Source organism: Vibrio sp. SCSIO 43135 (assembly GCF_023716665.1).
Taxonomy (GTDB): Bacteria; Pseudomonadota; Gammaproteobacteria; order Enterobacterales; family Vibrionaceae; genus Vibrio; species Vibrio paucivorans.
In genome coordinates this window covers 2,587,418-2,609,837 of record NZ_CP071859.1, presented here as the reverse complement: position 1 = coordinate 2,609,837, position 22,420 = coordinate 2,587,418, and the positions used below count along the sequence as shown (strand labels likewise).

Here is a 22,420-nt window from a genome sequence, read left to right as displayed (position 1 = left end):
AAAACCCCGAGGCGACTCGGGGTTTTTGTGTTTTGGTTTAGGGGAAGAACCATGATTATCGAATCCAACAAAAAACAATTAGACTTATCTCACCCACATGTCATGGGTATTTTGAATGTTACGCCTGATTCATTTTCTGATGGTGGCAAATATAACTCACTTGAGAACGCACTCACTCAAGCAGAGAATATGATAGAAGCTGGCGTTAGTATCATTGACATTGGTGGTGAATCGACTCGCCCAGGCGCACCTGATGTTAGCCTTGAGGAAGAGCTACAGCGTGTCGTACCCATCATTAAAGCAATTCGAGAAAAGCATGGTGTTTGGATCTCTATTGATACCAGTAAAGCGGAAGTAATGCGCCAAGCTATTGAAGCTGGCGCCGATATCATCAATGATGTACGTGCTTTGCAAGAGCCAGGTGCATTGCAAGTCGCTGCTGATACTGGTGTACCTGTGTGTTTAATGCATATGCAGGGGCAACCAAGAACCATGCAGTCCAACCCTGAATATCAAGACATCATGAATGATATTGCAGTGTTCCTTGAGGATAGGGTAGCGGCATGTGAAAGTGTAGGAATCAAGAAAAGTCAGTTGATCCTCGACCCAGGGTTTGGTTTTGGTAAAACACTTGAGCATAACTATCATTTACTCGCGCATTTTGAAAAATTCCATCAATTAGGCTTTCCGCTGTTAGCTGGTATGTCACGTAAATCAATGATTTTTAAGTTGCTCGATAAGGCTCCTGCTGAATGTATGGTGGCGAGTGTTACCTGCGCTACCATTGCTGCGATGAAAGGCGCACAGATTATTCGTGTTCACGACGTAGAAGAAACGTTGGAAGCGATGAAAATAATACAAACAACTCAGAATAACCTTTAACGCAGGACTGAAGTTCTCGCTAAATAAGAAGGAAATACATTATGTCTGATAAAAGACGTTATTTTGGTACAGATGGTGTACGAGGCAAAGTAGGCCAATATCCAATTACACCAGATTTTGTACTTAAGCTTGGTTGGGCTGCAGGGCGAGTATTAGCTAAGCAGGGGACGAAGAAAGTTATTATTGGTAAAGACACCCGCATCTCAGGTTACATGCTGGAGTCTGCGCTGGAAGCTGGACTCGCAGCAGCGGGCCTAAAAGCGACATTTACTGGGCCTATGCCAACACCTGCAGTGGCATATCTAACACAAACTTTCCGTGCTGAAGCGGGAATTGTGATTTCTGCATCTCATAACCCTTACTACGATAACGGCATCAAATTCTTTTCTTCAGAGGGTACTAAGCTGCCAGATGATATCGAGCTAGCGATTGAGGCTGAACTAGATAAAGACATCGAGTGTGTCGAGTCAGCTTTGCTTGGTAAAGCAACTCGCTTAAATGATGCCGCTGGTCGTTATATTGAATTCTGTAAAAGTACTTTTCCTTCCGATCTGAGCCTTGCAGGTCTGAAAATCGTCGTGGATTGTGCACACGGTGCAACTTACCATATTGCACCTGCTGTATTCAGTGAATTGGGTGCGGAAGTGATTGCGATGGGCGTCGAACCTAATGGCACCAACATTAATGATCAAGTCGGTGCTACCGATGTAAAAGCGTTACAGCAAAGAGTCGTTGAAGAAAAAGCGCACTTAGGCTTAGCCTTCGACGGGGATGGTGACCGAATCATTATGGTGGATGAGTTAGGCAATAAAGTCGACGGTGACCAAATCGCTTATATCATCGCGCGTGATGCACTACGTCGTGGTGAACTGAAAGGTGGTGTTGTCGGTACATTAATGACCAATCTAGGTATGGAAAATGGACTTAAGCAATTAGGAATTCCATTTGTCCGTGCTGCTGTTGGTGATCGTTACGTGATGGAGCTGCTTCTAGTAAAAGGCTGGAAGATTGGCGCTGAAAACTCAGGTCACGTCATTTTGCTAGATAAAGTGACTACAGGTGATGCTATTGTGGCGGCGCTGCAAGTTCTTGCTTCAGTAGTAGGCAGTGACATGACACTGAATGAGTTGTCTCAAGGTATGACTCTTTACCCTCAGGTGTTAGAAAATGTTCGTTTCAGTGGTGATTCTAACCCGCTAGAAGCCGACGCAGTAAAAGCATCGGTAACCGAAGTTGAAGCTGTGCTGGGAGAGAAGGGGCGCGTTCTACTGCGCAAGTCTGGTACTGAACCACTACTGCGCGTGATGGTAGAAGGTGAAGACGCTGAACTGGTACAATCATCCGCAACCAAAATTGCTGATGCAGTTAGAGCTAATTGTTAAGCTTTTTCACTGTAATTGCGCTTGAGAGCCCTACAGGGCTCTTTTCGTTTGCTTATAGAGGGTGATTTGCACTTTTGCCCCTTTTTTGACCGTTTGGTTGTGAAGTTGGTGTTTTTTATTAAATTCCGCTTGTCAGAGTAACTGGCTTTCGCTAGTATTGCTCGGCCTTCAGTTAGGAGGTCGCTAGCCTTGTTCTTAATATTTGCCTCGGCAAAGAAGCAGAACGGCGCTGGCTCAACAATTTGGAACATAGGTGGAAATTATGTTTACAGTTCTACTTGTGATTTACCTGTTGGCAGCGCTTGGTGTAATTGGCCTTGTGTTGATTCAACAAGGTAAAGGCGCAGATATGGGAGCCTCATTCGGTGCTGGCGCTTCAAACACTGTTTTTGGTGCGAGTGGCTCAGGAAACTTCCTAACCCGAATGACTGCAATTTTTGCAACTGTATTTTTCATCCTTAGCTTAGTGTTAGGTAATATGTCTACGCATAAAACCGAGTCACAGTGGGTAGACCCTTCTCAAGGTCAAATTATCCAGCAAGCTGATGATGCGAGTGAAATTCCTGCCCCAACGGGTGACGAAATTCCTCAATAAGCTATTTTCTATAGCGATTAAATAGATTTAGCTGCCGAGATGGTGAAATTGGTAGACACGCTAGCATGAGGTGCTAGTGCCTTAGGTGTGAGGGTTCGAGTCCCTCTCTCGGCACCATTATTTACAAACTTGTAAATCACCTTGTTGAGCGTATAATGCTCACAAGTCGGACGCGGGGTGGAGCAGCTTGGTAGCTCGTCGGGCTCATAACCCGAAGGTCGTCGGTTCAAATCCGGCTCCCGCAACCAAATCCTTACAGGATTCGTGGACAAGTTTGCACAGTGACTCTTCACTGTGAGTTAAGCATCATTGGGTGTTTAACATATAAGGGTCCAGCAACAAAAAACCCCGACTATCGGGGTTTTTTGTTATCTGAATTTTTCATTTGAAAGGTTTAGGTGTTTGCTTGGAATTTAAATTGGGCTCTATGCCCTTTTTTTGTTTCTGGAGTGGTTTAAATGACTGGTTTAGAAAGACAACTTACTGAAATGCTTGATGCGCCTGTAGCAGCATCTGGCTACGAGTTAGTTGGATTAGAATTTATTCGTGCAGGCGAGCATTCAACGCTACGTATCTACATCGACCATGAAAATGGCATTAACGTTGATGATTGTGCAGAAGTGAGTCATCAAGTGAGTGCAGTAATGGATGTAGAAGATCCAATCTCTGTGGCGTACAACTTAGAAGTGTCTTCACCAGGTCTTGAGAGACCACTTTTCAAAGCAGCACACTATGAGCAATTTATTGGTCACGAGGTAAGCATCGTTTTGAAAATGGCTGTGGGCAACCGTCGTAAATGGAAAGGTGATATCCATTCTGTAGACGGTGAAAACATCACAGTAGTTGTTGATGGACAAGAAGAAACGTTTGTTCTTAGCAACATTTCAAAGGCTAACCTGATCCCTAAATTTTAATTTTCTAGAGACGCAACTCTAGAGAAAAAAGCTTAAGAGGCTAGATTAAAATGAGTAAAGAAATTTTAGCGGTAGTAGAGGCAGTTTCTAACGAAAAAGCTGTTCCTCGTGAGCGTATTTTTGAGGCGCTTGAAATTGCACTAGCAACCTCAACTAAGAAAAAACACGAAATCGAAATCGATGTTCGTGTTGCTATCGACCGTAAAACTGGTGAGTTCGACACATTCCGTCGTTGGGAAGTGGTTGAAGAAGTTGAGAACCCAACTAAAGAAATTTCTTTAGAAGCGGCACAATACGAAGATGAAACACTGACTGTTGGTGACTTCGTAGAAGACGATATTGATTCAGTAACGTTTGACCGTATTACGACTCAAACGGCTAAGCAAGTTATCGTACAGAAAGTACGTGAAGCTGAGCGCGCACAAATTGTAGAGCAGTTCATCGATAACGAAGGTGAGCTAGTGACAGGTGTGGTTAAGAAAGTTAACCGCGATACGGTTATCCTAGATCTAGGTAACAACGCTGAAGCAGTTATCTTACGTGATGACCAACTTCCACGTGAAAACTTCCGTCCAGGCGACCGCGTACGTGGTTTGCTATACAAAGTTGCACCAGAAGCGCGTGGTTTCCAACTATTCATCACCCGCTCTAAGCCTGAAATGCTGGCTGAGCTATTCCGTGTCGAAGTACCTGAAATTGGTGAAGAGCTAATTGAACTGAAAGGTGCTGCTCGTGATCCTGGTTCTCGCGCGAAAATCGCAGTGAAGACAAATGACCGTCGTATCGACCCTGTTGGTGCATGTGTTGGTATGCGTGGTGCACGTGTACAAGCGGTTTCTGGTGAACTAGGCGGTGAGCGTATTGATATTGTGCTTTGGGATGATAACCCAGCGCAATTCGTTATTAATGCAATGGCACCAGCAGACGTAGCGTCGATCATCGTTGATGAAGATGCACACTCTATGGATATCGCGGTAGAAGCAGATAACCTAGCACAAGCGATTGGCCGTAGTGGTCAAAACGTACGTCTTGCGTCTCAGCTAACAGGCTGGGAACTGAACGTAATGACAGTTGCTGATCTACAGAAGAAACACCAAGAAGAGTCTCAAGCTTCGATTGAAAACTTCATGAAGCACCTAGATATCGAGCAAGACTTTGCTGAAATGCTAGTTGAAGAAGGTTTCTCTACGCTAGAAGAAGTGGCTTACGTACCAGTAAATGAACTTCTAGAAGTTGACGGCCTAAACGAAGAGCTAGTTGAAGAACTACGTAGCCGCGCGAAAGACGCATTGACTACGCTAGCACTTGCTCAAGAAGAGTCTTTTGAAGGTGTTGAGCCAGCTGACGACCTACTAGGCCTAGAAGGTCTAGAGCGTGAAATGGCATTTAAACTAGCGGCGAAAGGCGTAGCAACTCTAGAAGACCTAGCAGACCAAGGCATCGATGAGCTTGAAGGCATCGAAGGTTTAACAGAAGAACGCGCAGGTGAGCTAATCATGGCTGCACGTAACATCTGTTGGTTTGGCGACGAAGAATAATATCAGCAAGGAGGAAGCGGAATGACAGAATTAACGGTAAAAGCTCTAAGTGAAGAGATTGGTACACCAGTTGACCGCTTGATTGAACAACTTGCTGATGCAGGCATGAACAAAGCAAGTAACGACCAAGTTTCAGATGAAGAGAAGCAAAAGCTTCTTACTCACCTGAAAAAGGAGCACGGCGATACGTCGGGCGAATCTGAACCTACTCGATTAACACTTCAACGTAAGACTCGTAGCACTCTAAGTGTTGCAGCTGGTGGTGGTAAGAGTAAAGATGTTCAAGTAGAAGTGCGTAAGAAGCGCACTTATGTGAAGCGCAGCACTATCGAAGAAGAAGCCAAGCGTGAAGCTGAGGAAGCAGCACAGCGTGAAGCGGAAGAGTTAGCAAAACGCGAAGCGGAAGAGCTAGCGAAACGTGAAGCTGCAGAGAAAGCACAGCGCGAAGCCGATGAAAAAGCGAAACGAGAAGCGGATGCAAAACGTGACGCTGAAGAAAAGGCTAAACGCGCACAAGCTGAAAAGGCTAAGAAAGAAATGAATGCGAAAAATGCAGACGTTAACGAACAAGCGAAAAAAGAAGCTGATGAGTTAAAACGTCGTCAGGAAGAAGAAGCGCAGCGTAAAGCTGAACAAGAAGCTGCAAAGCTTGTTGAAGAAGCACGTAAACTTGCTGAAGAAAACGAAGCTCGCTGGAGTGAAGAAGAGAAGAAGAAGAAAGAGTTAGAAAACTCTGACTACCATGTAACGACTTCTACTTACGCTCGCGAAGCTGAAGACGCAGCAGACCGCAAAGAAGAAGGCGGTCGTCGCAAGAAGAAGAAAGCAGGCAACAAGTCTAACGATCAAGAGCGCGGTGGTCGTAACCAACGTGGTAAAGGTCGCAACAAAGGTAAGCTTGCTAAACCAACTTCAATGCAACATGGCTTTGATAAGACAGCGACTGTTGCTAAGTCTGATGTTGTTATCGGCGAAACGATTGTTGTTTCTGAGCTAGCAAGCAAGATGTCTGTGAAAGGCACTGAAGTCATCAAAGTAATGATGAAAATGGGTGCAATGGCGACAATCAACCAGGTTATCGACCAAGAGACTGCACAGCTTGTTGCTGAAGAAATGGGCCACAAAGTTATCCTACGTAAAGAGAACGAGCTTGAAGAAGCTGTACTATCTGATCGTGATAACAGTGCTGAATCAGTGCCTCGCGCACCAGTTGTTACTATCATGGGCCACGTTGACCATGGTAAAACGTCGACTCTTGACTACATCCGTAAAGCGCACGTTGCTTCAGGCGAAGCGGGTGGTATTACTCAGCACATTGGTGCATACCACGTAGAAACTGAAAACGGTATGATCACTTTCCTTGATACTCCTGGACACGCGGCGTTTACAGCTATGCGTGCTCGTGGTGCTCAAGCGACAGATATCGTTGTTCTTGTAGTTGCTGCAGACGATGGCGTAATGCCACAAACAATCGAAGCGATCCAACACGCGAAAGCGGCTGGTGTTCCTCTGATTGTTGCTGTGAATAAGATCGATAAAGAAGATGCAAACCCAGATAACGTTAAGAACGAGCTTGCTCAATACGACGTTATTCCTGAGGAGTGGGGCGGTGAGAACATGTTCGTTCACATCTCTGCGAAACAGGGTACAAACATCGATGGCCTACTAGAAACTATTCTTCTGCAATCAGAAGTACTAGAGCTTACAGCTGTAGAAGAAGGCATGGCATCGGGCGTTGTTGTTGAATCGCGTCTAGATAAAGGTCGTGGTCCTGTTGCAACCGTTCTAGTTCAGTCTGGTACGCTAAACAAAGGTGATATCCTTCTTTGTGGTCAAGAATACGGCCGTGTGCGTGCTATGCGCGACGAAAACGGCAAAGAAATCTTTACTGCAGGTCCTTCGATTCCTGTGGAAATCATCGGTCTTTCTGGTGTTCCAGCGTCTGGTGATGAAGCAACAGTAGTTCGTGATGAGCGTAAAGCTCGTGAAGTTGCTAACTACCGTCAAGGTAAATTCCGCGATGTTAAACTAGCTCGTCAGCAAAAAGCTAAGCTTGAGAACATGTTCTCGAACATGGCTGCTGGTGAAGTCGCTGAGCTTAACGTTGTTCTTAAAGCTGACGTACAGGGTTCTGTTGAAGCAATTGCTGACTCACTACTGAAACTTTCAACTGACGAAGTTAAAGTGAACATCGTTGGTTCTGGTGTTGGTGGTATTACAGAAACTGATGCAGTACTTGCAGCAGCGTCTAACGCTATCATTCTTGGCTTCAACGTTCGTGCAGATGCAACAGCTCGCCGTGCAGTTGAAACTGAGAACCTAGATCTTCGTTACTACTCAATCATTTACCAATTGATTGATGAAGTGAAACAAGCAATGGGCGGTATGCTTGCTCCTGAGTTCAAGCAGGAAATCATCGGTCTTGCTGAAGTACGTGATGTATTTAAGTCACCAAAACTTGGCGCAATCGCTGGTTGTATGGTTACTGAAGGTACAATCAAGCGTAATAACCCTATTCGCGTTCTACGTGATAACGTTGTTATCTACGAAGGCGAACTAGAGTCACTACGTCGCTTTAAAGACGACGTTCAAGAAGTTAAGAACGGCTACGAGTGTGGTATCGGCGTTAAGAACTACAATGATGTTCGCGTTGGTGACCAAATCGAAGTCTTCGAGATTGTTGAAGTTAAACGTACTCTAGACTAATTGACTAAAATGACCGGCAGAAGCTGTCGGTGATTGGTTGTTGAATACGCCATGGGGGGCTGGAATTTATCCATCCCCCCATTCTTTCTAATAAGAGAAAAGATATGTCAAAAGAATTTAGCCGCACACAGCGTGTATCGCAGCAGTTGCAAAAAGAACTAGCCATGATCCTACAACGTGAAGTCCGTGACTCGCGTTTGGGCATGGTGACCATTTCAGATGTGGAAGTGTCACGTGACCTTGCATACGCAAAAGTATTTGTGACTTTCCTATGTGTAGGTGAGCAAACGCCAGAATCATGTTTAAAAGCACTTCGTGAACACGAAGTTCATATCCGCATGATGCTTGGTAAGCGTATTCGTCTACGTCTAACGCCTGAAATCCGTTTCGAATACGATAACACTTTGGTTGAAGGTATGCGTATGTCAAACCTTGTAAGCGAAGTTGTTAGCGAAGATAAGCGCAAGCAAAACGAAGCGGGTCGTGAAGACGAACAATCGCAAGAGGGCGGTGAATAATGGCTCGTCGTCGTAAAGGTCGCCCAATTAACGGAGTTATCTTACTCGACAAGCCAACGGGCATTTCGTCAAACGATGCTCTGCAAAAAGTAAAACGTATTTACTTTGCGGAAAAAGCCGGTCATACCGGAGCTCTTGATCCGCTTGCGACAGGAATGCTGCCAATTTGCCTTGGTGAAGCAACCAAGTTTTCTCAGTTCTTGTTGGATTCTGACAAACGCTACCGAGTGATCGCCAAGTTAGGTGAGCGTACGGATACTTCGGATTCTGATGGAGAAGTGGTTGAGACTCGTCCGGTAGACGTTTCTCTCGACAAGCTTGAGGAGTGCATTGATAAGTTCCGCGGTGAATCTGATCAAGTACCTTCAATGTTTTCGGCATTGAAATACCAAGGTAAGCCTTTGTATGAATATGCGCGAAAAGGTATTGAAGTACCACGAGAATCACGAAAAATTACGGTTTATGAAATCGTACTGCATCGCTTTGAAGGTGATGAAGTCGAGATGGAGGTCCACTGTTCAAAAGGGACTTACATCCGTACTATCGTTGATGATCTCGGTGAAATGCTCGGCTGTGGAGCTCATGTCACCATGTTGCGTCGTACAGGGGTTGCTAAATATCCGTACGAGAAGATGGTCACTCTAGAGCAACTTAACGAGCTTTTAGAGCAAGCACATCGTGATGAAGTCGCACCGAAAGAGCTACTTGATCCTCTGTTGTTGCCTATGGATACCGCTGTAGAAGATTTACCAGAAGTGAACCTCAATGCTGAACTGACCAATTTGGTTCAACATGGCATGCCAGTGCAAGTGTTTGGCGCACCAGAGGGCACGCCGCTGCGTATGACTTCTGGCGAAGAGAAGCTATTCATCGGTGTTGCTGAAGTGAATGATGATGGCAAGGTGGCACCAAAGCGCCTAGTTGTCTTCCGTGAAGATGCTGAGTAAGTGTTAAGATCGCAAAAGCCGAAGCGTTTGCTTCGGCTTTTTTATTTTTAGTGTGATTCGATTCAGTTAAGTGATTTATTCTATCAGCCCATTGTCTTTTAGCTTCTGACGTAATAGCTCAGTCCGTTCTCGGTTGACACCAAAATCTGAATAACCAACACGTGACTCAGAGCGTACAATGAGTTGAGACCCAGATATTTTCAATTCCAAATCGTCAACAAATCTAAGTACCGTAGACGTGCATTCAATACGCAGATAATTCCCTTGAACAGTGGCACTTTCGGCTCCCGGAAGAGTAAGCGCGACTTGCTCGATAGCGTTCAAATTGGCGTTATCTGCAAGTTGATAGCGAGCTATATTGAAATCTGTTCTTTTGTCCTGTGTTGAGACGCAATTTGGCTTATCGCCGCATGGTTCATTGGTTCTATCGGGAATGTTCACCGAGTTTTGACTGCAAGCGGTGAGCGTAAACAGGAAAGTAGCGATTATGGAGAGTCTGGTCATGAGTGATTTCCTTATCATTATTTTGTTTATTATATTCGAAGAGAAGACAAAGTTGCTTGTGATGTTGAAACAAAAAAAGGTTGATGTAAAACATCAACCTTTTTTATTTTAGGCGCTAGGGCGTATTAGACTTCTAAGTAATCAAGAATACCTTCAGCCGCTTTGCGTCCCTCATCAATAGCGGTAACCACGAGATCTGAGCCACGAACAGCATCACCGCCCGCGAAGATCTTAGCGTTACTCGTTTGGTACATAAACTCTTGCTTTGATGGCGCTTTGATTCGGCCCCATTGGTCTAGTTCAACCCCGAATGGCTCTAGCCATGACATGGTGTGTGGCTGGAAACCAAACGCCATAATGACAGCATCTGCTTCAAGCGTATGTTCGCTTCCTGTAACTGGTTCAGGGCGGCGACGTCCTGCTTCATCCGGCTCACCCAGCGCGGTTTTTACAACCGTTACTCCGGTTACGTTGCCTGCAGCGTCAACTTCAATACCTAAAGGTTGGAGGTTAAACATGAAGTTTACGCCTTCTTCTTTGGCATTTTTAACTTCACGTACTGAACCAGGCATGTTGGCTTCATCGCGTCGATAGGCACAAATTACGTTGTCAGCGCCTTGACGAATAGAAGTACGTACACAGTCCATTGCTGTATCACCACCACCAAGAACGACAACTTTTTTCCCAGCCATATCGATAAATGGTTCGCTGGTTTCTAGCTCCATAACTTTGTAGGTATTTGAAATGAGGAAAGGAAGTGCGTCATAAACGCCTGTTGCATCTTCATTCTCAAGCCCAGCTCGCATGTTTTTGTAGGTACCAACGCCTAAGAAAACAGCATCATAGTCATCGACTAATTGCTGCATTTGAATATCTTTACCTACTTCGATGTTCAGCTGGAACTCAACACCCATTTCACTGAAGACTCGACGACGGTTTTCCATGACGCCTTTTTCGAGTTTAAAAGAGGGGATACCAAATGTGAGCAGACCACCTATTTCAGGATAACGGTCATAAACAACTGGCTTAACGCCGTTGCGCACCAGAATATCAGCCGCCGCTAATCCGGCAGGGCCAGCGCCAATAATCGCGACTTTCTTATCTGTCCACTCTACTTTGGACATATCAGGCTTCCAGCCCATCTCAAACGCTTTGTCAGTAATGTACTTTTCGATGTTACCAATAGTAACCGCGCCAAAATCATCGTTTAGAGTACAAGAACCTTCACATAGTCTGTCTTGTGGACACACACGCCCACATACCTCTGGCAGGCTGTTGGTTTGATGGGAGAGCTCCACAGCTTCGATGATTCGCCCTTCATTGGCGAGTTTTAACCACTGAGGAATATAGTTGTGTACTGGGCATTTCCATTCACAATATGGGTTACCGCAGTCTAAGCAGCGGTCGGCTTGCGCTGTCGCTTGCTGCTTGGTAAACGGTTCATAGATTTCTACGAACTCAATCTTTCTAATCTTAACCGGCTTCTTCGCTGGGTCGACACGGTTAACATCAATAAATTGGTAAACGTTCTGGCTCATAATTTAGGCTCCTTCCAATTTATTGTGCTTGAACGCGCAGTTCAGCGGCGCTACGGCTTTGGTGGCCAAGTAGGGTGCGTAAATCTGCTGCTTGAGGTTTAACTAAGTAGAACTTTGGAATCCATTCATCAAAGTTCGCTAGGATATTTTCTGCGTGGGCTGAGCCTGTTTCGTCGAGGTGCTCGGCAATAAGCCCACGAAGGTGCTCTTGGTGAATGGCTAAGTCAGAAAGAGAAATTGCTTCGACTGACTCGGTATTCACTCGGCCATTAAAGTCGTCATTTTGGTCGAGCACATAAGCAAATCCGCCTGTCATACCCGCACCAAAGTTAACCCCTGTAGCGCCCAAGATAGCGACAATGCCACCTGTCATGTATTCACAAGCGTTGTCACCGGCGCCTTCAATAACCGCGATAGTACCTGAGTTACGAACACCGAAGCGTTCACCGGCAGTACCAGCCGCAAAGATCTTACCGCCCGTTGCGCCATACAGACAGGTGTTACCTACAATGGTTGCTTCGTTACAGCTAAATGCTGTACCTAGATGCGGCTTGATAACGATTTTTCCGCCCGCCATGCCTTTACCAACATAGTCATTTGCATCACCAGTCAGGTAGAGTTCAACTCCGCCAGCGTTCCAAACACCAAAGGATTGCCCTGCTGTGCCGTTCAAATGCAACTTGATTGGCGAACTTGCCATTCCTTGGTTGCCGTAACGTTTCGCTATTTCTCCTGATAGGCGAGCGCCAATCGAACGATCGGTATTGATGACATCGTAGTAAAGGTTTGTACTTTGTTTGGCTTCGATAGCGGCGATGGCATCATCGAGAATCGTTTGGTTTAGCTGCGCTTTGTCAAACGGTGCGTTTGGCTCGGTCCAATAGAGCGGATGACCTTCTGGCGAGATTGGTGCTTCCAAAATGCCAGAGAGATCAAGCTTACTTTGCTTGGCGGTCATGCCTTCTACGGTTTGTAGTAAATCCGTTCGGCCAATCAAGTCGGTTAGTTTCTCAACGCCAAGCTCTGCTAAGTGCTCCCTTACCTCATCAGCTAAGCCGATAAAGTAGTTCATTACCATCTCAGGTAAGCCTTTAAAGTACTCTTTACGCAGTGTTTCGTCCTGGGTCGCAACACCAGTCGCGCAGTTGTTCAAGTGACAGATGCGTAGGAATTTACAACCCATTGCAACCATTGGAGCAGTACCAAAACCAAAACTCTCCGCACCTAAAATTGCCGCTTTTACCACGTCTAAACCGGTTTTTAATCCGCCATCAACTTGAAGTCGGATCTTATGGCGCAGTCCATTGGCAACCAGTGCTTGTTGAGTTTCAGCTAGGCCTAGTTCCCACGGGCAACCTGCATATTTGACTGAAGTCAGCGGGCTCGCTGCCGTGCCGCCATCGTAACCGGATATGGTGATCAAATCAGCGTAAGCTTTGGCAACCCCCGTTGCTATCGTACCTACTCCTGGCTCTGAGACCAGTTTGACCGAAACGAGAGCGTTCGGGTTGACTTGTTTGAGGTCGAAGATCAATTGCGCTAAATCTTCAATCGAATAAATATCATGATGTGGTGGAGGTGAAATTAAGGTGACACCTTGCACGGAATAGCGCAGCTTAGCGATCTCTGCCGTTACCTTGTGACCCGGAAGTTGCCCGCCTTCACCTGGTTTTGCACCTTGCGCCACTTTGATTTGCAGTACATCAGCATTGGTCAGGTAGTGTGGTGTTACACCAAAACGACCTGAAGCAATCTGTTTAATACGAGAGTTACGCTCTGTACCGAATCGACGAGGATCTTCACCACCTTCACCGGAATTAGAGTAACCCCCTAGCTTGTTCATTGCCGTTGCTAACGCTTCGTGCGCTTCTGGACTGAGTGCACCGATAGACATAGCAGCGGAATCAAAGCGTTTGTACAGTTCACTGTTAGGTTCGACTTTATCTAAGCTAAGAGGAAAGTCCGCTTTTTTCAATTGCATCAAATCACGTAGCATCGCGACAGGGCGTGAGTTCACCTGTTTAGCGAAAGATTTATAGTCTGAAGTATCACCTGATTTGACGGCGGTTTGCAGAGTGCCGACCACGTCCGGATTGTAAGCGTGGTATTCACCGCCATGGACATATTTAAGAAGACCACCGTGCTCGATCGGTTTACGCTTAGCCCATGCTTTACGTGAAAGATTATAGATATCTTGCTGGAAATCGGAGAAGTCGGCCCCTTGAATACGTGTTGTCACACCTTTGAAACACAGTTCAACCACATCGGAATTAAGGCCAACAGCTTCAAACAATTGAGAGCAACGGTAAGAAGCGATGGTCGAGATCCCCATTTTCGACATGATCTTATACAGACCTTTGTTGATGCCGTATTGGTAGTTCTGCATCACTTCACGATATGTTTTATCAATGGCGCCATCATCGATGACCTTACCCAAAGCTTCATAGGCTAGATATGGGTAGACAGCGGTCGCACCAAACCCGAGTAGAACAGCAAATTGGTGTGGATCTCGAGCTGTCGCGGTTTCGACAATAATGTTGGCATCACAACGCAAGCTTGCATCGGCTAAGCGTGTTTGTACTGCCCCCACTGCCATAGCGGCGGGAATTGGAAGCTTCCCTTTGGTCAGTGCTCTATCTGAAAGTACAACTAAAACAGTGCCTTCTCGAACAACTTGTTCCGCTTTATCACACAAATCAAGGATGGCTTGTTTTAAGTCTGTGTGCTCTGGATCGTAGTTAATATCTAAGATCGTATTTCGGTAGTGTTTGTCACTGAGTTCGAGCAACTGCTGCATGTCGGAATATAGCAATACAGGAGAGTCGAACGTGACTCGATAGGCGTGACCATCCGTTTCGCAGAACACATTCATTTCTTGGCCCACACTGGTTGCCAAAGACATCACGTGTTTTTCACGTAATGGATCGATCGGTGGGTTCGTCACTTGAGCAAATTTCTGGCGGAAGTAATCCGTAACTAGCCTCTCTTTGGAAGACAATACTGCCATTGGCGTATCGTCACCCATAGAGCCTACAGCTTCTTGACCCATATCACCAAGAACACGCAGCACTTGATCGACTTCCTCGTTGCTCATCGCAAATTGTTTTTGATAAGTCTTGAGTTGATCTTCATCGAAACTGCGTTGTCCAACGAGCTCTTCACTCATTTGCGAAAATGGCGTGAGTTTATGAACGTTGTCTTCCATCCATTCTTTATAAGGGTGACGAGATTTTAGATCATTGTCGATCTCGCTCGATTGCCATAGTTTACCGCGACGAGTGTCGACCACCAGTAGTTCGCCTGGACCAACTCGGCCTTTCTCTGAGACTTCGTCAGGTGCGTAATCCCAAATCCCGACTTCAGAGGCTAGTGTGATGAGCTTGTCTTTGGTTATGACGTAGCGCGCTGGGCGAAGCCCGTTTCTATCAAGGTTACAGGCAGCATAACGACCATCGGATAAGACGATACCAGCTGGGCCATCCCAAGGTTCCATGTGCTTAGAGTTAAAGTCGTAGAAAGCGCGTAAATCTGGATCCATATCTGGGTGGTTTTGCCATGCTGGTGGCACAAGCATACGCATCGCTCTGAATACGTCCATGCCTCCCGCCAGAAACAGATCGAGCATATTGTCCAAGCTGGAAGAATCCGAACCGACTTCGTTCACAAATGGAGCAGCGGTTTGCAGGTCGGGTAACAATGGAGAGGCAAACTTATAGGCTCTCGCGCGCGCCCATTGGCGGTTACCTTCAATGGTATTAATTTCGCCATTATGCGCTAGGTAGCGGAATGGTTGAGCCAGTGGCCAGCGTGGTTGCGTATTGGTGGAAAAACGCTGGTGGAACAAGCAAATGGCAGATTCCATGCGTAAGTCTGCTAAGTCTAAATAGAATCTTGGCAGATCGGCTGGCATACATAGGCCTTTGTAGACGATAACCTGTGTCGATAGGCTACAGATATAAAAATCACTATCGTCAGTAATCTGTTTTTCAATTCTACGGCGAGCAATGTACAAACGGCGCTCGATGTCTCTTTCTCTCCAACCTGCTGGAGCAGAAATGAAAACTTGCTGGATATCGGGTACTGAGTCTAGAGCTATCGGGCCAAGAACATCTGAATTAGTAGGGACTGTCCGCCAGCCCGAAACTGTCAGTGTCTCTTGTGCTAGTTCTTTATTGATTATGTCTTTAGCCGATTGTGCTTTGACGGGGTCTCTGCTGAAAAACACCATGCCGATCGCATACTGTTTTCCGAGTTTGAAATCGTTTTCTTCGGCGATAAGACGCAGATAAGTATCTGGCTTTTGAAGTAGTAGTCCACAACCGTCGCCCGTTTTTCCGTCGGCTGCAATACCGCCACGGTGGGTCATTCGATCGAGTGCTGATATTGCGGTGCGAACTAGCTTGTGGCTCGGCTCGCCTTCCATATGCGCGATCAGGCCGAATCCACAGTTATCTTTTTCTAAACTTGGATCATATAGAGCCATTGCAATTCTCCCTTTGCTTCGCTGTCGTCCAGACAGTAAATGACTAACTATTTGTTATTCTTATTATTTTCTTTACGTATTAGCTTATAAAAACTCTTTGAATATTTAACAAATTAGATGGTTTTATTTTTCATCGACTTCACAACGTATAGGTTATTATGAAAAAGGTCAAGTTCTTGGTGAATAATCACGCTGGTATGCGATTTACCACGTATTACACTGGAAATGCTATTTAATATCAAACATATAGGATTCTTATTGTTACATATTTTTAACAATAAAAATTGAAGATAAAAAAGGCCAGCAATGAATTGCTGGCCAAAATATAAAGGAAGGAATTGTTGTTTATTAAGCGGATAGCATCAGTGAATCGGCTTTCGCTTCTAAGTTGGAACCGCCCATTAGGTATTGGTCGATTTCAATCGCACATTCACGACCTTCGTTGATACAACGTACCACTAGAGATTGGCCAGTGCGCATATCACCTGCTGCGAACACACCTTTTTGGTTGGTTGCAAAGCCTGCAGTTGCTACGTTACCACGCTCGTCTAACTTGATATCTAGTTGAGCGAGCACGCCTGTTGGTTCTGGGTGTAGGAAGCCCATAGCCAGAAATGCCATATCACATGGGATAACACGCTCAGAGTTCGCAACTTCTTCAAAAGTAGGGCGTTCACCTGGTGCTGCATCTTTCCATACGATGTCAGCGATGCGTAGACCTGTTACCTGACCTTCATCGTTACCGATGAACTCTTTAGTCAGGATGTTCCAATGACGATCACAGCCTTCCTCGTGAGAAGTTGTTGTCTTCATGATCATTGGGTATTGAGGCCAAGGCATGTTTGCTGGGCGTTTCTCTGGTGGGATCGGCATGATCTCAACCTGAGTAACACTTGCTGCTTTATGACGGTTAGAGGTACCAACACAGTCCGAGCCTGTATCACCACCACCGATAACCACAACATGCTTGTCTTTCGCGTGAATTTCTTCACCCTTAAGATCCATGTCGTTTGCGCGGCGGTTGTTTTGACCTAGGAATTCCATTGCGAAGTGAACGCCTTTTAGCTCACGACCAGGAACTGGCAGATCACGCGGAACCGTTGAGCCACCTGTTAGTAGTACTACATCGAACTCTTGACGAAGCTGCTGAGCGTTCACATCAACACCGATGTGTTGGTTTACTTTGAACTCAACGCCTGCTTCAGCCATCAGGTTGATCTTACGATCAATCACGTCCATACCCAGCTTAAAGTCTGGAATACCGAAGCGCAGTAAGCCGCCAACTTTCTCGTCGCGCTCAAATACAGTGACTGAATGGCCTGCGCTGTTTAGCTGCTCAGCTGCAGCAAGACCAGCAGGGCCAGAACCAACGATTGCAACTGTTTTACCTGTGCGTGAACGAGGTGTTTTAGGTTTGGCGTACCCTTCACGGTACGCAGTTTCTACAATAGTTTTCTCGATGTTACAGATGGTGATTGGATCTTGGTTGATACCAAGAACACATGCGCTCTCACAAGGTGATGGGCATACACGGCCTGTAAATTCTGGGAAGTTATTGGTTGAGCTTAGAATATTCCAAGCTTCTTCCCAGCTGTCACGGTAAACCGCATCGTTAAATTCTGGAATGATGTTACCAATCGGACAACCGCTGTGACAGAAAGGGACACCACAATCCATACAACGAGAAGCCTGAGTATTGATTTTGTCACCAAACTCTTCGTTGAGTACGAACTCTTTGTTGTCTTCGATACGAACCGATGGATCGAGCTTCTTTGGAAGCTCACGACCATGCTCTAAAAATCCAGTAGGCTTACCCATTATACTGCCTCCACTTCTTCCGTTTGTGCTTGCTCAGCGATAGCTTTGCGCTTTTGAAGTACCGCTTTGTAATCACGCGGCATAACCTTGACCATGGTCTCTAGGCTAGCTTCAAAATTGTCTAGGAAAGACTGAGCAACTTCACTTCCTGTGAACTCTACTTGCTTAGTTAGCATCTCTTTCAGTAGTTCGCGATCTTCTGCTTCGATTGGGTCTAGGTCGACTAGTTCTGGGTTCAGCTTAGTTTCAAAGTCACCAGCAGTATCCCAAACATAAGCCACACCGCCACTCATACCTGCTGCAAAGTTACGACCTGTTGAGCCAAGGATTACAGCGACACCACCAGTCATGTATTCACAACCATGGTCACCAACCCCCTCTACAACTACTTTCGCGCCTGAGTTACGTACACAGAAACGCTCACCCGCCATACCGCGGATGTATGATTCACCAGAGGTCGCACCGTAGAAACATACGTTACCTACAACGATGTTATCTTCAGCAACGATGGTTGACTTCGCATCAGGGTAAAGCACTAGCGTACCGCCAGATAGGCCTTTACCCCAGTAGTCGTTCGCATCACCTTCTACTTCGAACTTCACGCCCTTAGCTAGGAAGGCACCGAATGATTGACCTGCTGAGCCGTTGAACTTCACGTTCATTGGCTGTGGTAGACCCGCGTCTTTATAAACCTTAGAGATTTCGTTCGACAGCATGGTACCTGCAGAGCGGTCCGTGTTGATGATAGGGAATTCAGCGTTGACTGCTTCGCCTTTCTCAAGTGCTGGGATAGCCGCTTGAATCAACTTACGGTCTAGAACCTCTTCTAGGTTGTGGTTTTGCTGTGTTTGGTTGTAAACGCCATCTTCTTCACGAGCTTGCTCGATGTGAAGCACAGGAGACAGATCTAGGTTCTTGTATTTCCAGTGTTGGATGTCTTCACGCACTTTCAGTTTGTGCGATTGACCAACCATCTCATCGATAGTGCGGTAACCAAGTTCAGCCATTACTTCACGTAGACCTTCAGCCATGTATTGGAAGAATGTCACTACGTCTTCTACGCGGCCGTCAAAACGCTCACGTAGAGTCTTATTCTGTGTTGCGATACCAACAGGACAGGTGTTCTTATGACACTTACGCATCATGATACAACCTTCAACAACCAGAGCTGCTGTTGCTACACCCCATTCCTCTGCACCCAGAAGTGTTGCTACTGCAAGGTCGCGAGGAGTTTTCATCTGACCATCAGATTGAACCACGATACGGTTACGTAGGCCGTTCTTAAGAAGCGTTTGGTGTGTTTCTGCTAGACCAAGCTCCCAAGGCAGACCTGTGTGACGGATAGAGGACATAGGAGATGCACCTGTACCACCATCGAAACCTGCGATAAGGACAACGTCAGCTTTCGCTTTCGCTACACCTGATGCGATGGTACCTACGCCTGCTTCGGATACTAGTTTCACGTTGACGCGACCAGCACGGTTTGCGTTCTTCAAGTCGTAGATTAGCTGAGCCAAATCTTCGATTGAGTAGATATCGTGGTGCGGCGGTGGCGAGATTAGACCTACGCCCGGAGTCGAGTGACGTGTTGCACCGATCCAGTCATCAACCTTATCACCTGGTAGCTGGCCACCTTCACCAGGCTTCGCACCCTGAGCCATTTTGATCTGTAGCTCATCTGCGTTAGTCAGGTAGTAAGAAGTTACACCGAAGCGGCCTGAAGCAACCTGTTTGATTGCAGAGCGTTCCCAATCGCCGTTTTCTTTACGCTCGAAACGAGTTGGGTCTTCACCGCCTTCACCAGAGTTCGATTTCGCGCCAATGCGGTTCATCGCAACAGCAAGTGTTGAGTGTGCTTCGTAAGAGATAGAGCCGAATGACATGGCACCTGTCGCGAAACGCTTCAGGATGTTTTCGATTGGTTCTACTTCTTCAAGTGGGATTGAACCCGCTGGGTTCTTAACAAAATCTAGCTGGCTACGTAGCGTTGCTGCGTTATCGCCTTGGTCGTCCACCGCTTTCGCGTATTTCTTGAACTGAGCGTAGTCTTTGTTACGAGTAGACTCTTGTAGTAGTGAAATAGTCTCAGGGTTAAACAGGTGTTTTTCACCACGCTGTTTCCACTGGTAAACACCTCCCACATCAAGAACTTGCACAGGGATCTCACGAGTTGGGTAACCAATGCGGTGACGCACAAGCACTTCTTTAGCGATATCGTCGATCGTTAGACCTTGGATACGTGAAACCGTACCAGTGAAGTACTTATCAACTACAGATTTGCTGATACCCAGTGCTTCAAAGATCTGTGCACCGTGGTAAGACTGCAGTGTTGAGATCCCCATCTTTGAGAAGATCTTCAGTAGACCACCGTTGATAGACTTACGGTAGTTCTCGAATAGCTCACGAATATCTGTGTTTGGATCCAGCTTCTTCGTACGCTGTAGCTCAACCATAGTTTCGATAACTAGGTATGGGTTAACTGCGTTTGCACCGTAACCAACTAGTGTTGCAAAGTGGTGTGTTTCACGAGCATCACCTGTCTCAACCACGATGTCACACTTAGCACGTAGACCCTTGCGGATTAGGTGGTGGTGAACAGCGCCAACCGCCAGCATTGCTGGGATTGCTGCGTGGTTTGAGTTAACTGCGCGGTCAGTTAGAAGGATGATTGAGTAACCATCGATCACTGCATCTTCTGCATACTGACAGATACGCTTAAGTGCGCGCTCTAGTTTGCCTTCGTCTTCGCTTGCTTGGAATACAATGTCTAGCGTCTTCGCTTGGAGGTGCTCGTTATCGATAGCACGTAGCTTCTCAAGTTCAGAGTTAGATAGAACTGGTGACTCAAGCTCTACTTTTTGACAATGCTCTGGAGACTCAGCAAGAAGGTTCTGATCTTTACCTAGGTAAGTGTTCAGAGACATAACCATACGCTCACGAATCGGGTCGATTGGCGGGTTAGTTACCTGAGCAAACAGCTGCTTAAAGTAGTTTGATAGATGTTGTGACTGGTGCGAAAGAATCGCGAGTGGCCAGTCAGCACCCATTGCGGAAAGTGGCTCTTTACCATCTTTCGCCATCGGTACAATGATTTCGTTTACTTCTTCTGAGCTCACCCCAAATGCTTGCTGCTTGTGCAGTAGCTTCTCTGGTGAAGGCTGACTGAATTCATTGCTCGCATCTGGCAGTTTCTTCAGACTCAGTAGGTTTTCTTCAACCCACTTCTCGTAAGGTTGTGCTGATGCAATGCCATCTTTCACTTCTTCATCAGAAATGATGCGACCCTGCTCTAGATCAGCGACGAAGATACGACCTGGTTGCAGACGACCACGGAACTCAACGTTCTCTGGTTCAATCTCTACAACACCAGACTCAGAAGCCATCACTAGGAAGTCATCTTTGGTCACTGTGTAGCGAGAAGGGCGCAGACCGTTACGGTCAAGGGTTGCACCTACTTGAACACCGTCAGTGAAACATACAGATGCCGGGCCATCCCAAGGTTCCATGACGTTCGCGTGGTACTGGTAGAACGCGCGACGAGTTGGATCCATGTTTTTGTTTTCTTGCCATGCTTCAGGGATCATCATCATCAACGCATGTGGCAGGCTGCGACCAGAGAGAACTAGGAGCTCAAGTGCCATATCGAAGTTAGATGAATCTGAGCTGCCTTCCTGACAGATAGGCAGTAGCATGTCGATCTCTGCTTGAGTGAACAGGTCAGATTCGATGATTGCTTCACGAGCCTTCATCCAGTTCAGGTTACCGCGAACTGTGTTGATTTCGCCGTTATGAGCGATGTAACGGAAAGGCTGTGCTAGGCGCCAGCGTGGGAATGTATTGGTAGAGAAACGAGAGTGAACCAGTGCTAGTGCACTCACCATCGTTGGGTTTTGCAGGTCTAGGAAGTACTGAGGTACTTGTTCTGTCGTTAGCTGACCTTTATACACAACCGTCTTGTAAGACATAGAGTTGATGTAGAAGTCATCACCAATATTAGAAACGCTTTCAAGACAAACGCGAACGGTATAGTTACGTAGTACATATAGCTTGCGCTCAAGTTCTTCTGGTGTGATGCCTGGACCACCAGAGACAAAAACGTGCTCAAACTGTGGCTCTGTGCTTAGAGGGTCTGCGCCGATCATTGAGTTGTCTGTTGGCAGTACGCGGTAGCCAATGACTTCAAGCTCAAGGCGTTTAGCATTGCGCTCTAAAATATCGCGGCATTGTGCTCGTTTGTGTTCATCTTTAGGGAATAACACAACACCAACACCATATTTTTCAAAAGAAGGCAGCTTGATACCAAGCTTAACGGCTTCTTCTAAAAGAAATTCATGGGGCTTTTGCAATAAGATACCCGCACCATCACCACTACATGGATCACAGCCTTGACCGCCGCGGTGCTCCATACGAGCTAACATATCGAGTGCTTGAGTAACAACTTCGTGCGATTTACGGTTTTTTAGGTGAGCAACAAAACCGATACCACAAGCGTCATGCTCCAGTTCTGGAGTATACAGACCTTGTGTATTCTGCTCTCTATCTACCATAGATACATCCTTCCAGTTTAATGTCGACACAAATCACTAAGCAAAAGC

The 22,420-nt window shown here is 46.3% G+C and carries 13 protein-coding genes and 2 tRNA genes; 10 read left to right on the top strand and 5 right to left on the bottom strand.

Annotated elements, in window-relative coordinates; genetic code table 11:
- The first annotated feature begins 51 nt into the window (after positions 1-51).
- The 10 genes from folP (at position 52) to truB (ending at position 9,482) form a co-directional block, all read left to right on the top strand.
- Positions 52-882: a dihydropteroate synthase gene (folP, locus tag J4N42_RS11615; RefSeq protein ID WP_252028122.1), complete on the top strand. Its 831-nt coding sequence runs from the start codon at positions 52-54 to the stop codon at positions 880-882.
- 41 nt (positions 883-923) lie between these two features.
- Positions 924-2,264: a phosphoglucosamine mutase gene (glmM, locus tag J4N42_RS11610; protein WP_252028120.1), complete on the top strand. Its 1,341-nt coding sequence runs from the start codon at positions 924-926 to the stop codon at positions 2,262-2,264.
- A gap of 262 nt (positions 2,265-2,526) precedes the next feature.
- Positions 2,527-2,859 (top strand): preprotein translocase subunit SecG, encoded by a 333-nt coding sequence (secG, locus tag J4N42_RS11605; RefSeq protein ID WP_252028118.1) that lies wholly within the window; start codon positions 2,527-2,529, stop codon positions 2,857-2,859.
- 33 nt (positions 2,860-2,892) lie between these two features.
- Positions 2,893-2,976 (top strand) — tRNA-Leu (locus J4N42_RS11600).
- Positions 2,977-3,030: 54 nt separating this feature from the next.
- Positions 3,031-3,107 (top strand) — tRNA-Met (locus J4N42_RS11595).
- Between the two features lie 210 nt (positions 3,108-3,317).
- Entirely contained in the window at positions 3,318-3,773 is a 456-nt protein-coding gene (rimP, locus tag J4N42_RS11590) for a ribosome maturation factor RimP (protein WP_252028116.1), read from the top strand.
- Between the two features lie 50 nt (positions 3,774-3,823).
- Positions 3,824-5,311, top strand: a complete 1,488-nt coding sequence (nusA, locus tag J4N42_RS11585; protein ID WP_252028114.1) for a transcription termination factor NusA — start codon at positions 3,824-3,826, stop codon at positions 5,309-5,311.
- A gap of 21 nt (positions 5,312-5,332) precedes the next feature.
- Positions 5,333-8,017 (top strand): translation initiation factor IF-2, encoded by a 2,685-nt coding sequence (gene infB / locus J4N42_RS11580; RefSeq protein ID WP_252028112.1) that lies wholly within the window; start codon positions 5,333-5,335, stop codon positions 8,015-8,017.
- 104 nt (positions 8,018-8,121) lie between these two features.
- The gene (gene rbfA, locus J4N42_RS11575; RefSeq protein WP_252028110.1) at positions 8,122-8,535 is read left to right on the top strand and encodes a 30S ribosome-binding factor RbfA; all 414 of its coding nucleotides are present in this window, start codon (positions 8,122-8,124) and stop codon (positions 8,533-8,535) included.
- Positions 8,535-9,482, top strand: coding sequence for a tRNA pseudouridine(55) synthase TruB (truB, locus tag J4N42_RS11570; RefSeq protein WP_252028108.1), 948 nt, complete (start codon positions 8,535-8,537; stop codon positions 9,480-9,482). The genes rbfA and truB overlap by 1 nt, the downstream gene beginning before the upstream one ends.
- 75 nt (positions 9,483-9,557) lie before the next feature.
- On the opposite strand, the gene J4N42_RS11565 is transcribed toward truB, so the two are convergent.
- The 5 genes from J4N42_RS11565 to gltB (J4N42_RS11545) form a co-directional block, all read right to left on the bottom strand.
- Positions 9,558-9,986 carry a DUF1499 domain-containing protein gene (locus tag J4N42_RS11565; RefSeq protein WP_252028106.1) on the bottom strand — a complete coding sequence of 143 codons (429 nt, stop codon included), beginning with the start codon at positions 9,984-9,986 and terminating at the stop codon, positions 9,558-9,560.
- A gap of 125 nt (positions 9,987-10,111) precedes the next feature.
- On the bottom strand, positions 10,112-11,524 hold the full coding sequence (locus J4N42_RS11560; RefSeq protein WP_252028105.1) for a glutamate synthase small subunit GltD family protein: 1,413 nt from the start codon (positions 11,522-11,524) through the stop codon (positions 10,112-10,114).
- 19 nt (positions 11,525-11,543) lie between these two features.
- Positions 11,544-16,007: a glutamate synthase large subunit gene (gene gltB, locus J4N42_RS11555; RefSeq protein ID WP_252028103.1), complete on the bottom strand. Its 4,464-nt coding sequence runs from the start codon at positions 16,005-16,007 to the stop codon at positions 11,544-11,546.
- Between the two features lie 348 nt (positions 16,008-16,355).
- Entirely contained in the window at positions 16,356-17,825 is a 1,470-nt protein-coding gene (locus J4N42_RS11550) for a glutamate synthase subunit beta (RefSeq protein ID WP_252028102.1), read from the bottom strand.
- Positions 17,825-22,372, bottom strand: a complete 4,548-nt coding sequence (gene gltB / locus J4N42_RS11545) for a glutamate synthase large subunit (protein WP_252028101.1) — start codon at positions 22,370-22,372, stop codon at positions 17,825-17,827. Before gltB (J4N42_RS11545) ends, J4N42_RS11550 begins: the two co-directional genes overlap by 1 nt.
- Between the last annotated feature and the right edge of the window lie 48 nt (positions 22,373-22,420).

Bases quoted from the DNA above. Each gene is read 5' to 3' on its own strand.
- rbfA (WP_252028110.1), top strand. From the start codon at position 8,122: ATGTCAAAAGAATTTAGCCGCACACAGCGTGTATCGCAGCAGTTGCAA.
- gltB (WP_252028101.1), bottom strand. From the start codon at position 22,372: ATGGTAGATAGAGAGCAGAATACACAAGGTCTGTATACTCCAGAACTG.
- rimP (WP_252028116.1), top strand. From the start codon at position 3,318: ATGACTGGTTTAGAAAGACAACTTACTGAAATGCTTGATGCGCCTGTA.
- folP (WP_252028122.1), top strand. From the start codon at position 52: ATGATTATCGAATCCAACAAAAAACAATTAGACTTATCTCACCCACAT.
- J4N42_RS11550 (WP_252028102.1), bottom strand. From the start codon at position 17,825: ATGGGTAAGCCTACTGGATTTTTAGAGCATGGTCGTGAGCTTCCAAAG.
- truB (WP_252028108.1), top strand. From the start codon at position 8,535: ATGGCTCGTCGTCGTAAAGGTCGCCCAATTAACGGAGTTATCTTACTC.
- infB (WP_252028112.1), top strand. From the start codon at position 5,333: ATGACAGAATTAACGGTAAAAGCTCTAAGTGAAGAGATTGGTACACCA.
- J4N42_RS11565 (WP_252028106.1), bottom strand. From the start codon at position 9,986: ATGACCAGACTCTCCATAATCGCTACTTTCCTGTTTACGCTCACCGCT.
- gltB (WP_252028103.1), bottom strand. From the start codon at position 16,007: ATGGCTCTATATGATCCAAGTTTAGAAAAAGATAACTGTGGATTCGGC.
- nusA (WP_252028114.1), top strand. From the start codon at position 3,824: ATGAGTAAAGAAATTTTAGCGGTAGTAGAGGCAGTTTCTAACGAAAAA.
- J4N42_RS11560 (WP_252028105.1), bottom strand. From the start codon at position 11,524: ATGAGCCAGAACGTTTACCAATTTATTGATGTTAACCGTGTCGACCCA.
- glmM (WP_252028120.1), top strand. From the start codon at position 924: ATGTCTGATAAAAGACGTTATTTTGGTACAGATGGTGTACGAGGCAAA.
- secG (WP_252028118.1), top strand. From the start codon at position 2,527: ATGTTTACAGTTCTACTTGTGATTTACCTGTTGGCAGCGCTTGGTGTA.